The sequence below is a fragment of the Micromonospora arida genome, assembly GCF_042873195.1.
GTDB classification, from domain to species: domain Bacteria; phylum Actinomycetota; class Actinomycetes; order Mycobacteriales; family Micromonosporaceae; genus Micromonospora; species Micromonospora arida.
This window is the reverse complement of sequence record NZ_JBIALC010000015.1, coordinates 1-13,173: the sequence shown is the minus strand read 5'-3', so window position 1 is coordinate 13,173 and position 13,173 is coordinate 1. Positions and strand designations below refer to the sequence as shown.

7 protein-coding genes (1 of these 7 only partly in view) are annotated in these 13,173 nt (G+C 71.9%); 2 read left to right on the top strand and 5 right to left on the bottom strand.

Translation table 11 applies throughout. The annotated features are described in order from the left end of the window. Window positions 1-923 carry the 3' portion of a sensor histidine kinase gene (locus tag ACFYP0_RS29660; protein WP_449289057.1) on the top strand. Its footprint begins 265 nt before the window's first position, so only the last 923 of its 1,188 coding nucleotides appear in the window; its start codon lies off the left edge, out of view; its stop codon occupies window positions 921-923. After that, a complete protein-coding gene (locus ACFYP0_RS29655) occupies window positions 920-1,555 on the top strand; it encodes a response regulator transcription factor (RefSeq protein WP_356981110.1) in 636 nt (211 codons plus the stop codon). The genes ACFYP0_RS29660 and ACFYP0_RS29655 overlap by 4 nt, the downstream gene beginning before the upstream one ends. 89 nt (window positions 1,556-1,644) lie before the next feature. Here the strand turns inward: ACFYP0_RS29655 and ACFYP0_RS29650 are convergent, their stop codons facing one another. The 5 genes from ACFYP0_RS29650 to ACFYP0_RS29630 form a co-directional block, all read right to left on the bottom strand. Beyond that, window positions 1,645-2,394: a thioesterase II family protein gene (locus tag ACFYP0_RS29650; RefSeq protein ID WP_244219063.1), complete on the bottom strand. Its 750-nt coding sequence runs from the start codon at window positions 2,392-2,394 to the stop codon at window positions 1,645-1,647. A gap of 34 nt (window positions 2,395-2,428) precedes the next feature. Further along, complete coding sequence (locus ACFYP0_RS29645; protein WP_356981108.1) at window positions 2,429-3,364, bottom strand: TauD/TfdA family dioxygenase; 936 nt, start codon at window positions 3,362-3,364, stop codon at window positions 2,429-2,431. 85 nt (window positions 3,365-3,449) lie between these two features. Then, window positions 3,450-4,829: an MFS transporter gene (locus tag ACFYP0_RS29640; RefSeq protein ID WP_356981106.1), complete on the bottom strand. Its 1,380-nt coding sequence runs from the start codon at window positions 4,827-4,829 to the stop codon at window positions 3,450-3,452. Continuing rightward, the gene (locus ACFYP0_RS29635; RefSeq protein ID WP_356981104.1) at window positions 4,796-5,779 is read right to left on the bottom strand and encodes an ornithine carbamoyltransferase; all 984 of its coding nucleotides are present in this window, start codon (window positions 5,777-5,779) and stop codon (window positions 4,796-4,798) included. The genes ACFYP0_RS29640 and ACFYP0_RS29635 overlap by 34 nt, the downstream gene beginning before the upstream one ends. Beyond that, window positions 5,779-13,149 carry an amino acid adenylation domain-containing protein gene (locus ACFYP0_RS29630; RefSeq protein ID WP_386998302.1) on the bottom strand — a complete coding sequence of 2,457 codons (7,371 nt, stop codon included), beginning with the start codon at window positions 13,147-13,149 and terminating at the stop codon, window positions 5,779-5,781. Before ACFYP0_RS29630 ends, ACFYP0_RS29635 begins: the two co-directional genes overlap by 1 nt. Window positions 13,150-13,173 lie beyond the last annotated feature (24 nt).

The following is a 13,173-nucleotide window of genomic DNA, read 5'->3' as shown; positions in this document are numbered from 1 at the left end:
TGTATTTCCTCCAGCTGCACCTGCTGTCACGCCGCGCCGGCCTGACCGCCGTAGTGACCACCACAGTGGCGGCTGTCATCGGTTTCGCCGCCCACCAGGGCTCGTTCAGCCCGACGGCGGCGATCGGCCCGACCCTCGGCGCCGCCGTGGCGGTCGCGGTGGTGTGGGGATACCAGAGCTTGTACCGCGAGAGTGAACACCGCCGAAGGCTGATTGGGGAACTCACCGCGACCCGCGCCGACCTCGCCGCCGCACAGCACACCGCCGGTGTCCTCGCCGAACGCGAACGCCTCGCCCGTGAGGTCCACGACACCCTCGCCCAGGGCTTCACCAGCATCCAACTACTGCTACGGGCTGCCGAACGCGCTCTTCCCGACACCCCGCACAAAGCCGCCCACCACCTCGGGCAGGCCCGCCAGGCCGCCGTCGACAACCTGGCCGAGGCCCGCCGCTTCGTCGCCGCGCTCACCCCGCCCGCCCTCGACGACACCACTCTGGCCGGCGCCCTGGAACAGCTGTGCGCCACCACCAGCACCCGCCACCGCCTCACCGCGCGTTTCCACCTCACCGGCGATCCCCGGCCGCTGCCGGCCGCGTACGACACAGCCTTACTGCGTATCGCCCAGTCCGCCCTCGCGAACACCGTGCGCCACGCCGAGGCCACCACCGCCGACGTCACCCTCAGTTACCTCGGTGATCACGTCGCCGTGGACATCGTCGACGACGGACACGGCTTTGACCCGCACCGACTTCCCGCACCCGAAGCAGGCAGCGGCGGATACGGCCTGCCCGCGATGCGCGCCCGCGTCCTGGCCCTCGGCGGCACTCTCACCCTCGAGTCTGTCCCGGGCCACGGCACCGCTCTGGCCGCCCAACTGCCACTCGCCTGCTCGAGCGACCACCCCGTCAAGGCGACCTCATGACCGACGTCCCCATCCGCCTGCTGCTGGCCGACGACCACCCCATCGTCCGTGCCGGTCTACGCGCCGTACTGGAAACCGAACCCGGCATCGAAGTCGTGGCCCAAGCCGCCACCGCCGAGGACGCCGTGGCCCGCGCCGGCCAAGGCGACATCGACGTCGTGCTCATGGACCTGCAGTTCGGTAAAGGCATGAACGGTGCCCAGGCCACCGCCGCTATCACCGCCCGACCCGGCGCCCCCCGCGTACTGATCGTCACCACCTACGACACCGACGCCGACACCCTGCCCGCCATCGCAGCTGGCGCCACCGGTTACCTACTCAAAGACGCCCCACCCGAAGACCTCGCCGCCGCCGTCCGCACCGCCGCGGTCGGCCGAACCACCCTCGCCCCGGCCGTCGCCGACCGGCTCATGAACCGGCTACGCGACCCCAGCACCACCCTGACCCCCCGCGAAACCGAAGTCCTCACCCTGGTCGCCGAAGGCCTGTCCAACCACGCCGTCGGTGTCCGCCTGCACCTCACCGAAGGCACCGTCAAATCCCACCTCGCCCGCATATACACCAAACTCGGCGTCGACTCACGCACCGCCGCCATCGCCACCGCAACCCAACTCGGCTTGATCCGACGGTGACCCGGACACCACAGAGCCACCGAGCGGCCCCACCGCCCTCTCCTCTGGCCACGGTTCCCGCGACCGTCCCTTGGGGCGTGGTCCGTCGGTCAGCCCAGGCGGGCGGTCACCGCGGCAACCACCTGCTCCTGTTCCGGCACGAGATAGAAGTGGTCACCGGGGAACGTCGCCAACTCGAAGCCGCCGGTGGTCAACTCCCCCCAGGCCCGCACCGTCGACGTGGTGCATGTCGGGTCCTCGGTCCCCAGGTAGGCGGCGATCGGGGCGCGGACCTTCGCCGGTTCGCGCGGCAGGTGGCGGTAGAGCATCCGCAGGTCCCCCCGGAGCGAGGGCATGATCAGCTCGCGGAGCTTCGGTGACCGCAGCAGCACCGGATCGACCTCACCCAGGGCGCCGATCCGGCCGAGCAGATATTCGTCGTCGGCGAGATCCGGGTCGAGTTCGACCCGGGAGATGTGCGGCGCGCCGTGTCCCGAGACGAAGAGCACGCTCGGCGTGAACCCGTAGCGGGACTCCAGGACCAGGGTGACCTCGTACGCCACCGACGCGCCCATGCTGTGGCCGAAGAACGCGATCGGCCGGTCCAGGTACGGCACGAGCACGTCACTGATCCGTTCGGCGAGCACGTCCATCTGATCCACGCAGGGCTCCAGCAGCCGGTCCTGCCGGCCCGGGTAGCAGACCGCCAGCAGATCGGTGGCGCCGTCAAGCAGGCCCGCCCAGGGTTGGAACACGTTGGCGTTCCCACCGGCGTGCGGGAAGCAGACCAGGCGCAGGTCGGACCGCTCAGCTCGGCGGAAGGTCCGCAGCCACCGGCCACGCACCCCGGCCCCTGTCATCTCCACGTTTCTCCTCCCGCCAGCCGATGCCCGGTCAGTCCGACATCGCCACGAGGATGCGGCGGCTCCCGGTGTAGGGGCGCCGACCGTGCGCCACCAGCACGTTGTCGATCAACAGCAGGTCACCGACGCGCCAGTCCACGTCGATCGCCGCCTCCAGCCCCCGGTCGCGGATCTGGAACACGTACTCGTCGGGGATCGGGCTGCCGTCGGCGAAGGTGACCGACTGGGGCAGTTCGTCCTGCGTCATCACCTGGGTCATCACCCGAGCGACCTCGTCGTCCAGAGCGGCCGGGTGCCACTGGTCGCTCTGGTTGAACCACACCTCCACCCCCGTTACGGGGTGCCGGGTGGTGGATGGGCGGACCTGGCTCACCCGCAGCCCGTCGGAGGTCCACTTCCAGGTCGCCCCGGCGCCGTCGAGGAACGCCTCGACCTCCGCCTGGTCCTCGGTCTCGAAGGTCTGCTGCCAGCTCTTGCCCAGCCCCAGGCCGTCGTGCAGGTTCTGCTGGTAGCACACCCCGCCCGCGAAGGCGGCGCGGACCTCCGGGTCGAGGGACTCCAGCCAGAGGTTGGCGTCGACGACCGGGGTGGCGCCGCCGGTCGGCGCGGCGAGCTGGCAGTAGAACAGCAGGCGGGCTGGCCAGTGCGCCGCGTACGACAGTTCGTTGTGCATGGAGATGGTGTACGGCGCTGGGTACTCGGTCGAGGTGTAGACGTTGCGGCCGACCTTGGTACGTGGCGAGTTGCCATGCACGTAGGCGAGCCGGTTGGGCAGCACCATGTCCATCACCGGGTCCAGCGCGCCCGGCTCGACGCCGAAGCCCCGGAACACCAGCGCCTTCTCGGTGGTGAGTAACGCCGTCAGGTCCAGCTCCCGCAGATGGCCGATCAGCCCGTCAACGGTGGCCGCGCATCCGGCGCTGCTGGGTGTGATCTCGTGCGGCTGCCACGTGCCGTGCTCGCTCATCGGTCGGTCTCCTCCACGCCAGGGTCGGTCCTGTGCCGGGCAGCCTGACGTGGGCGGCCATATTTCCTCGATATCGTCGCCGGGCTCAGCCATGCGGGCCGCGACCGGCTGCCGTCGCCGCCAGCTCGGCGTCGGCCCGCTCGGCGTCGGCCCGCTCGGCGTCGGCCCGCTCGGCAGCTGCCTCGGCCCGTTCCGCCTGCGCGGCGGTACGGGTGCCGAAAGCCAGCACCGCGAACACCGCGATCACCACCATCGTCGCGCCCACGACGGCCAACGCCACCTCGATGCGTACGGCGTCCAGCAGGAAGCCCGCGAGCAGCGCGCCGATCGAGTTGGCACCGGAGGAGAGCAGCGTGAAGATCGAGCCGGCCCGGCCGCGCAGCTCGTCGGGTGTCGTCCTCAGCAGATACAGCACCCCGGCCACGTTGCCGATCCCGGCACCGTAGTTGATCAGCGCCAGGAGGACACTGACCGCAACCAGCCCGGGTGCCACGACCAGCAGCGGCATCAGCACCGCCCACGCCAGGTGGATGCCGATCATCATCCGGCGGATGCCCCACCGGCGCAGGAAGGCGTTGCTGGTCATCGCGCCCGCCATGCCGAAGACGCTGTTGACCGCCAACAGCAGACCGACCGTCGCGGGCGTGCCGTCCCGGTCCTTGACCAGCACCACCAGACCGAGGCCGAGGATCTGGAAGAGAATGTTGCTGGCCGCGAAGAGGCACAGCGCCCGACGCAGGTAGAGCTTGCCCCAGATGAAGGCGACACCTTCCCTGATCTGGGCGATCAGCCCGCCTGCCGAGCCGTCCGACGACCGGGGCGCCCGTAGGTCCCGCCGGACGAACAGCAGGGTCACCAGCGACACCAGGTGCACGGCGGTGGCGAACAGGAACGGCGCGAACCGGGCCACGGCGTAGAGCACGGTGCCGGTCGGCTGGCCCAGGATGCTGGCGGCATTGGCCCGCGACTCGTTGGCCGCCAGCGCCGCGCCCAGTTGGTCGCGGGGCACCACGGCACACACCGCGGCTCGTTCCGCCAACGCGTAGCAGATGCCGAGGGTGGCCTCCAGGAACGCGACCACCATCAGGTGCGGCAACCGCACCGCGTCGAGCAGCACCACCGCCGCCACGCTGCCGGCTCCGAGAACGCGGCCGGCGGTGCAGATCAGCATCGTCGTACGCCGGTTCCACCTGTCGACGAGCGCGCCAGCCGGCAGCTGGGCGACGAGGTTCGGCAGCAGCGCGGCGAAGGTGACGAGGCTGGCCGCGGTGGCCGAACCGGTCGACCAGTAGACCAGCAGGGTGTAGCCGATGGAGGTGGCCCGGGCACCGAGCGCGGAGAGCCCCGAACCGGTCCAGAGCAACAGGAAGTCCCGGTTGCGGGTGAGCCTCGCCGCGCGGCGGGCGGGCCTGCCCGGCGGCTCGGTGACCGTCACCGCGTCGTCCCACCCGCGTGCGATCGGCACCACTCCAGCACCGCCATCGCGCTGTAGAGCTTGTTCTCCGCCTGACCGAAGGCGATGCTCGCCGGCCCGTCGAGCACCTCCGAGGTCACCTCCTCGCCGCGATGCGCCGGCAGGTCATGCAGGAACACCGCGTTCGGGCTGTGCCGCCAGAGTTCCTGCTCGACCCGGAACGGGGCGAAGACCTGTCGCCAGTCCGGGTCCGGCTTCACGGTGCCGGTGGTCTGCCAGCGGGTGGTGTAGATGGCGTCGAGATCGCCCGGCAGGTCGGACATGTGGCACCGCTGGACGATGCTCGCCCCACTGATCTCGGCCTGCCGGGTGGCGTCGGCCAGGATCTGGGCGGGCAGGCCGTAACCGGGCGGGGTGCGCAGTTCCAGTTCAACGCCCGGAAAGCGAGTGAGCGCCAGGGCGAGGGCGGTGGCCGTGTTGTTGGCCTCCCCCAGGTAGAGCAGGCGCAACCCCTCGATCCGGCCGAACTGCCGCAGCAACGTGGTCAGGTCTGTCAGCGCCTGGGTGGGGTGCTCCTCGGCGCTCATCGCGTTGATCACCGTCATCCGATTCTGGGCAGACCAGGCCCGCAACTCGGCCGGGTCACCGGCGGTGCGGGCGACCAGCACGTCGAGCATGCCGGACAGCACCCGGCCGGTGTCCTCGCTGGTCTCCCCGGTGTTGGTCTGCAGGTCCTGCGGGCCGTACTGGATCACGCCGGCGCCGAGCCGCAGTGCGGCGCTGGTGAAGGCGGTCCGGGTACGCGTCGAGGTCTTGAGGAAGTAGACCCCGGCGACCTGCCCGGCGAGCGGGTTCCCGCACTCCCCGGCGGCGAACGCGGCGCCCCGGGCGACGATCGAGTAGAGGTCCGCATCGGTCAGGTCGCGGATCGACACCAGGTGCCGCACCTGCTGGACGGTGGGGTCGGTGACCGTAGCGGAGACGCTCGGAAAGGTCGTCATCACATGTCCTCCGTCCGTGCGGTGTTCGACAAGAGCAGCGACATGACCTCGTCGCCGGCCTCGCCGTTGGTCAGCAGCACCAGCCCGGCCCCGTCCGGAACCCGACCGGTGACCAGCGCCCGGTAGCCGGCGATGTGGCCCCGGTGGGTGAACTCCACGTGCGTTCCGGCGCTCCCCTCGATGCGGTCCACCATGCAGCCGAGCCCGAAGACGCCGCCCGGGCCTGCGGTCAGTTGTGCCCTCACCGTTTCCTGGCTGAGCAGGGCCGGATCACCCCGATAGGCGGTCTGGATCTCCCTGGTCAGCGCGGCCAGGTCGGTAGCGGTGGTCCAGAGGCCGGCTGCCGCCAGGTCCGCACGCACCTCCCAACCGTGTGGGTGTGGCTCGCCCCGTTCGTCGTGCCCGGCTGCCACCGGCCGGCCGGACGTCTCCGGGAAGCTCTGGTCGAAGCTGCTGCCGGTCATCCCCAGTGGTGCGAAGACCAGCTCGGCCATCAGGTCGGCGAAGGGTGTCGCGGTGACGTCCTCCATGAGCTGCTGGATCACCACGAAGTGGCTGTTGCGCTCCACCGCGACCGGGTCGGGCGCGTCGAGCGCCCGCACCGGTTCGGTGGGCACGCCACGGCCGAGCAGCAGGTCCGACAGCGGCGGTACCGGGCCTCCGCGCGGATGTCCGCTGCTGCCCGTCGACGTCAGGCCGGCAACGTGGCCGAGCAGTTGCCGCAGGGTCACCGGCCGGTCGGCGGGCAACTGCCACCCCTTGAGGTACGCGTTGACGTCCGCGTCGAGCTGGAGTGCTCCCCTGTCGACCAGAGCCAGCGCACCCACCGCCGCGACCAGCTTGCTGACCGAGCCCACCTGGAAGATGGTCTCCGGGGTCACCGGGGCGTCACCGCCCGCCGTGCAGTGCCCGACAGCAAGGACCTGCACCAACTCGCCGTCCGCGAGCACGGCCAGCGACGCGCCGGGCACCCGCGCCTCGGCGAGCAGCGGAGCGACCCGGGACAACGGCGCGATCCGGGGCAGCGCCACGGCTCGCGCCGCACCGGCCCCCGGGGCCGTGACGGCCACGGTGAGCGCGGCGGCGAGGTCCGCCAGCGGTTGGTCCATCATCGCCTGTTGCAGGGTGAGCGGGAGGCCGGCCTGCCGGGCCGCGGTGACCACGGGCACCACCAGCAGTGAATGCCCGCCCAGGGCGAAGAACCGGTCCTGACGACCGACCCTGGGCACGTCCAGCACCTCGGCCCAGATCCCGGCGAGGATCGTCTCGGCCGGACCCTGCGGCGCGGCGATCTCCGCCTCCGTCCGCAGTGGCACCGCCGGCAACGCCCGCAGGTCCACCTTGCCGTTGGGATTGAGCGCGATGGCGTCGACCGGCACGAAGGCCGCCGGGACCAGGGCCGCGGGCAGCCGCCGGGCGCAGTGCCCGGCCAGGTCGTCGGCACCACCCACGTGGTACGCGATCAGCTGGTTGCCCCCGCCCGGAGCCGGGCGGGCCACCACCGCCGCGTCGCGTACGGCGGAGTGTTCGAGGAGCACCGCGCGGATCTCGCCCGGCTCCACCCGGTGCCCACGGATCTTCACCTGATCGTCGACCCGGCCGAGCAGGTCGAGTTGCCCGTCCGGCAACCAACGGCCGCGGTCACCGGTGCGGTACAGCCGGGAGCCCGCCGGCCCGTACGGGTCGGGCACGAACCGGGCGGCCGTGTGTTCGGGCCGTCCGGCGTACCCCCGAGCCAGTTGCGGTCCACCGAGGTAGACCTCGCCGACCGCGCCGACAGGCACCGGATTCAGCCGAGCGTCCAGCACATAGGTACGCATCCCGCTGAGCGGCCGGCCGACCGGCGCGACCTGGCCGGTGAGCGCGCCGGTCACCGGGTAACGGCTGACGGCGACCGTCGCCTCGGTCGGTCCGTACTCGTTGAGCAGCACGGTCCGTGGTGCGAGTTTCTGCCATCGCGCGCAGGTCCGCGCGGTGAGCGCCTCGCCGCCCAGCACCAGCACCGGGGTCAGCGCGGCTGCCTGCTCGCTCGACAACTGCCCGGCGAGCAGGTCCAGATGACTCGGGGTCAGCTTGACGAAGCTGAACGGCCCCGCCGCGGCCAGCCGCGGGCCGAGTTCGTCCAGCCCGGCGTCGGTCGGCATCAGCCACAGCCGCTGCCCGGCGACCAGCGGCGCCCAGATGGTGGTCACCACCATGTCGAAGGCGACCGACGAGAACAGTGCCGCGCCACCCACCCGGTCGGCGACGAGTTCGTCCACCGCCCAGTTCAGGTAGCCGGCCAGGCTGCGGTGGCTGACCTGCACACCGTTGGGCCGTCCCGTCGACCCCGACGTGAAGATCACGTACGCGAGCTGGTCCGGGTCGGTGCGGCCGGGCGGCTGGTCGTCGGGGCGGGCCGCGATCGGCCCCGCGTCGACGTCCAGCAGCACCCGGTCGACGCCGGTGAACCGGTCGACGTAGGCGGTGCTGGTGACCACGACGGTGGCCCCGGCCTGGGTGAGCATGGACGCGATCCGCGCTGCCGGGTACGACGGGTCGATCGGCAGGTACGCCCCGCCCGCCCGCCAGATGCCCAGCAGGGTCGTGACGAGGTCGACACCCCGGTCGAGCAGCACTCCCACCACCCGCTCCGGCCCGACGCCCCGCTCCCGCAGGTGCCAGCCGAGGCGGTTCGCCGCCGCGTCGAGGCCGGCGTAGCTCAGCTCGCCGACCGCCTCGGTGTCGCCCGCTATGGCGGCCCTGTCCCGCACCAGGTCGGGCACCATGCCGGGCTCCGGCGCGTTGCCGTCGGTCGCCTCGACCCAGCCCACCAGCACGTTGTGCCGTTCCGCCTCGGGCAGCCGGACCGCGCGGGCGTCGCCGTCCGGGTCCGCCACCATCGCGTCGAGCACGAGCCGGTACATCGCGGCCAACCGCTCGACCTCGGCCCGCTCCAGGTGGTCGCTGTCGCTGCTCAGCTCCAGGTGCCCGGCGACCGCCGAGACGGCCAGGGCGAACTCCGAGCTGGCGGCGGCGTACCGGGGGCCCGCCTCGACGTGCTCACCGACCACCTCGTTGAAGTCGAGGTAGCTGAAGTAGACGTCGAGCAGGCGGGTGCCGGAAACCGCCGGTCGGATCGCCGGCGCGGGGTAGCGCCGGTGCGGCCACATTTCGACCTCCGTGGCGTGCACCCGGCGGACCAGTTCGGTCCAGGTGGCGCAGTCGCGCTCGTACGGGAACGGCAGCGTGTTCAGCGACATGGCGTACACCCGCTCGCTGCCCGGCATGTCCGGCCGGGTGTGGCAGACCAGGCCGCTGTAGAACCGGGGCTCGTCGCTAAGCTGGCCGAGCACCGTCAGGTGCGCGGCGTGCAGCACCGCCTTGAGCGAGACGCGCGCGCTGGAGGCCAGCGCGCGAAGCCCTGGTTCCAGGTCGCGGAACGGCACCCGGACGGTGTGGGCGGTACGCGTCGGCGGCGGCGACGTGGGCAGCCAGCCGGTGGGGAAGGTGAACTTCACGCACCGCTCCATCAGGTCCTGCCAGTACCGTCGGTCCACCGGAGACTCCAGGGCGCGACGTTCCCCTGCGATGAAGTCGGCGAACCGCACCTCCGGCAGGGGCTCCGGTTCAGGCCCGACACCGACGCGCATCGAGCGGTAGCGGTCGAGGATCTCCGCGACCAGCGCGTGCAGGCTCCAGCCCTCGACGACCACGTGGCAGATCGTCAGCACCAACCGCCAACTCCGGTCGGTCTCCCGGCAGGCGGCGAACCGCAGCAGCGGTGCCCGCTCGACGTCGAACGGCGACGCGTACTCCACGGCGACGAGGCGGCGCAGCTCGGCCTCCCGGTCCTCCTCGGACAACCCGCGCAGGTCGTGCGACACGACCGGCACCCGCACGGCGGGATGCACCAGCTGCATCGGCACCGAGTAGCCGGTCGGGTCCACCGAGGAGCGCAGAACCTCGTGCCGGTTCACCACGAGGTTCACCGCCTCGCGCAGCGTCGCCAGGTCCAGCGGGTCGTCCTCGCGGACGAGGAAGGACGTCACGTTGTGGTAGTGGTTCCAGCCGTTGTCGGCCAGCATCTCCAGCAGCATGCCGAGCTGCACCTGGGACAGCGGGTACGCGTCCGTGAGGCCGTCCGGAAGCAAGGCCCGGTCCGGCGCGGACACCAGCTCGAGCGGCTCCACCGGGCGGTCGACGTGCACCGGTCCGGTGCGGTCGACCAGCGCGGCGCACAGCCGGGAAACGGTTTGCAGGTCCATCACGTCCGCGACCGAGACGTCGAAGCCGGCCGTCCGCAGCGTGCTGGCCAGCACCAGCGCCTTGATCGAGTGGCCACCCAGCTCGAAGAAGCCGTCCTCGACGCCCACCGCCGGCAGGCCCAGCACCTGCGCCCAGATCCCGGCGACCCGTTCCTCCAACGCGGTACGCGGACCGACCATGGCCCGCCCGTCGCCGGGATCGCCGTCCTGCGGCGCGGGCAGCGCGCGCCGGTCGAGCTTGCCGCTGTTGTTGCGGGGCAGCTGGTCCAGCGTCACGAAGGCCGACGGAATCATGTAGTCCGGCAGCGTGCGGGCCAGCGCCGCGCGCAGCTCGCCCGTGCTCGGCCGCTGCCCGGACGCTCCGGCCAGGTATCCGACCAGTCGTGGATCGCCGGCGGTGTCCTCGCGCAGGACGACCGCAGCCTCGGCGACCGCCGGCAGCGCGGCCAGCGCCGACTCCACCTCGCCCAACTCGATCCGGTAGCCGCGAAGCTTGACCTGGTCGTCGAGCCGTCCGAGGAACTCCACGCTGCCGTCGGGTAGGCGGATCCCCAGGTCGCCGGTGCGGTACATCCGGCTGCCGGCAGGGCCGTAGGGGTCGGGCAGGAACCGCTGGGCGGTCAGCGCCGGTTGGTTCAGATAGCCCAGGGCCACGCCGTGTCCGGCCAGGTGGATCTCGCCGGGCACACCGAGCGGCGTCGGGTGCCCCTGCTGGTCGAGTACGTACATGCGCAGACCGGCCAGCGGACGCCCGATCCGGCTGCCCACCCCGGCAGCGAGGTCGGCGCGGGTGACCCGGTGATAGCTGGAGTAGACAGTGGTCTCGGTGATCCCGTACATGTTGACGAGGGCGATCCGGGCCAGTCCGAGCCGATCGACCCACGGGGCGAGTTCGGCGAAGTCCAGCCGCTCGCCGGCCAGGACGACCGCGCGCAGCACCAGTCGCCGCAGCCGCTGGTCGCCGTCGGCGGCCAGCCGAACCAGTCCCCGGAAGGCCGTGGGGGTCTGGGCCAACAGAGTCACCTCCTGCTCCACCAGCAGGTCGAGCAGATCCTCCGGCACCCGGGCCACCGCTGGCGGCACCACCACCAGTCGGCTGCCATGCAGCAGCGCACCCCACAACTCCCACACCGAGACGTCAAAGGCGTACGAGTGGAACAGCGCGACCACGTCGGTCTCGTCGGTGGCGTAGTGCTCCTGCGCGCTGTCGAGCAGCCGCAGCACGTTGGCGTGGCTGACGCAGACACCCTTCGGGCGGCCTGTCGAGCCGGACGTGTAGATGACGTAGAGCGGGTCGCCGGCGTCGTTCACCGGGGCCGGGTCGGTCTCCGGGTGGCCGGTCAGGTCGGTGCGGTCGAGCAGCACCAGATGCCCGTCGTAACCGGCGAGCGCGTCGACGTGGGCACCCGTGGCGACCACCGTCCCGGCGGCTGCGTCGGCGAGCAGGTACGCGATGCGCTCGGCCGGCTGGGTCGGGTCCAGCGGCAGGTAGGCGGCACCGGCCTTGAGCACGCCGAGCAGGGCGGGCACCAGGTCCGCACCTCGATCCAGGCAGACACCGACCACCGCGCCCCTGCCCACACCGCCGGCCCGCAGGTGCCCGGCGAGCCGGTTGGCCTGTGCGTCTACCTGCGCGTACGTCAGTCGGGTCGGGCCGGCGACCACCGCTACCGCGTCGGGTGCGGCGGCCACCCGAGCCTGGAACAGCTCGACCACCGTGGCGGTCACCGGCTCCTCGACGCCGGTGTCGACCACGCCCAGCAGCCGCTCCCGCTCGCCACCGGGCAGGTGGACAGCCTGCGCGTCACCGGCCGGGTCGGCGACCATCGCCGCCAGCACAGCCCGGTACATGCCGGCCAGCCGCTCCAGATTTGCTCGGGAGAGCACGTCGCTGCGGCTGGATAGCTGGTAGTTGCCCCGGTGCGCGAAGACCGACAGCTCGAACTCGGTGGCGCCGTCGCCGGCGCTGCCGACGACGACCGGCTCGGTGCCGGTCATGGTCGCCGACTGCCCGGCGCGGGAGAAGTCCTGGTAGTTGAAGAGCACCCGCAGCAGCCGCTGACCGCTGCCACGCTGGATCTCCGCCAGCGGGAGCCGCCGGTGGGGCCAGAGGTCGACCTCCTGGTCGAAGACTGCCGTCACCAGGTCGCGCCACGTCCGGGCGGTGCGCTCGTAGCCGAACGGCAAAGTGTTGAGATACATGCCCTGCACCCGGTCGGCCCCGAGCACCTCGGGCCGGGCGTCGCAGACCAGCCCGGCGTGGAAGCTCTGCTCGGTGGTGAGTTGGCTGAGCACCTTCAGGTGCGCCGCGTGCAGCGCCGCCTTGACCGAGACGCCGGCTCCGGAGGCGAACCGTGTGACGGCCTCGTCCAGGTCGGTGACGTCGACGGTCGTCGAGATGGCCGTCGGATCGCCCGGCTCACCCCAGCCCGCGGGGAGCACGAAGGGGTTGCGCCCGTCGACCACCGTGCGCCAGTAGTCCCGGTCCTGGTCGGACGCCAGCGCGGACAGCTCGGCGGCGATGAAGTCGGCGTACCGCACCACCGGCTGTTCGGTTTCGGTGGGGCTCCGCCCGTCGGCCAGGTCGGCGTAGACGGCCAGCAGTTCGGCGAGCAGTTGTGCGCTGCTCCAGCCCTCGGTGACCGCGTGGCAGATGGTGAAGCTCAGCCACCAACTCGCGTCGCCGTCCTGGTGCGCGGCGACGCGCAGCAGTGGCGCGACAGCCAGGTCGAAGGGGGTGCCCCGCTCGGTCGCGACGAACTCCTCGAAGAGTCGCACCTGCTCATCGGCCGGCACGTCGCGACCGTCCACCACGGTCACCTGCGGGGTCACCTCGGCGTGGACGAGCTGCATCGGCACCGAGTAGCCGGTCAGGTCGAACGATGTGCGCAGGATCTCGTGCCGGGCGACGACCGTCGCGACGGCGGCCCGCAGCGCGTCGGCCGAGAGCGGTCGCCCGTCGCGGACCTGGTGGGCGATGACGCTGTGGTAGGCCGCCCGGGCTCCGCTGGTGGCCAGCTCGACGAGCATGCCGAGTTGGGTCTGCGCGGCGGGGTAGGCGTCGGTCAGGCCGTCCGGCAGAGCAGCCCGGTCCGCGTCCGACAACAACGCGAACGGCGCCACCGGCTCCCACTCGTCAACGCCCTC

Coding starts and splice junctions, on each gene's coding strand:
- ACFYP0_RS29655 (WP_356981110.1), top strand. CDS start 920: ATGACCGACGTCCCCATCCGCCTGCTGCTGGCCGACGACCACCCCATC.
- ACFYP0_RS29650 (WP_244219063.1), bottom strand. CDS start 2,394: ATGACAGGGGCCGGGGTGCGTGGCCGGTGGCTGCGGACCTTCCGCCGA.
- ACFYP0_RS29645 (WP_356981108.1), bottom strand. CDS start 3,364: ATGAGCGAGCACGGCACGTGGCAGCCGCACGAGATCACACCCAGCAGC.
- ACFYP0_RS29635 (WP_356981104.1), bottom strand. CDS start 5,779: ATGACGACCTTTCCGAGCGTCTCCGCTACGGTCACCGACCCCACCGTC.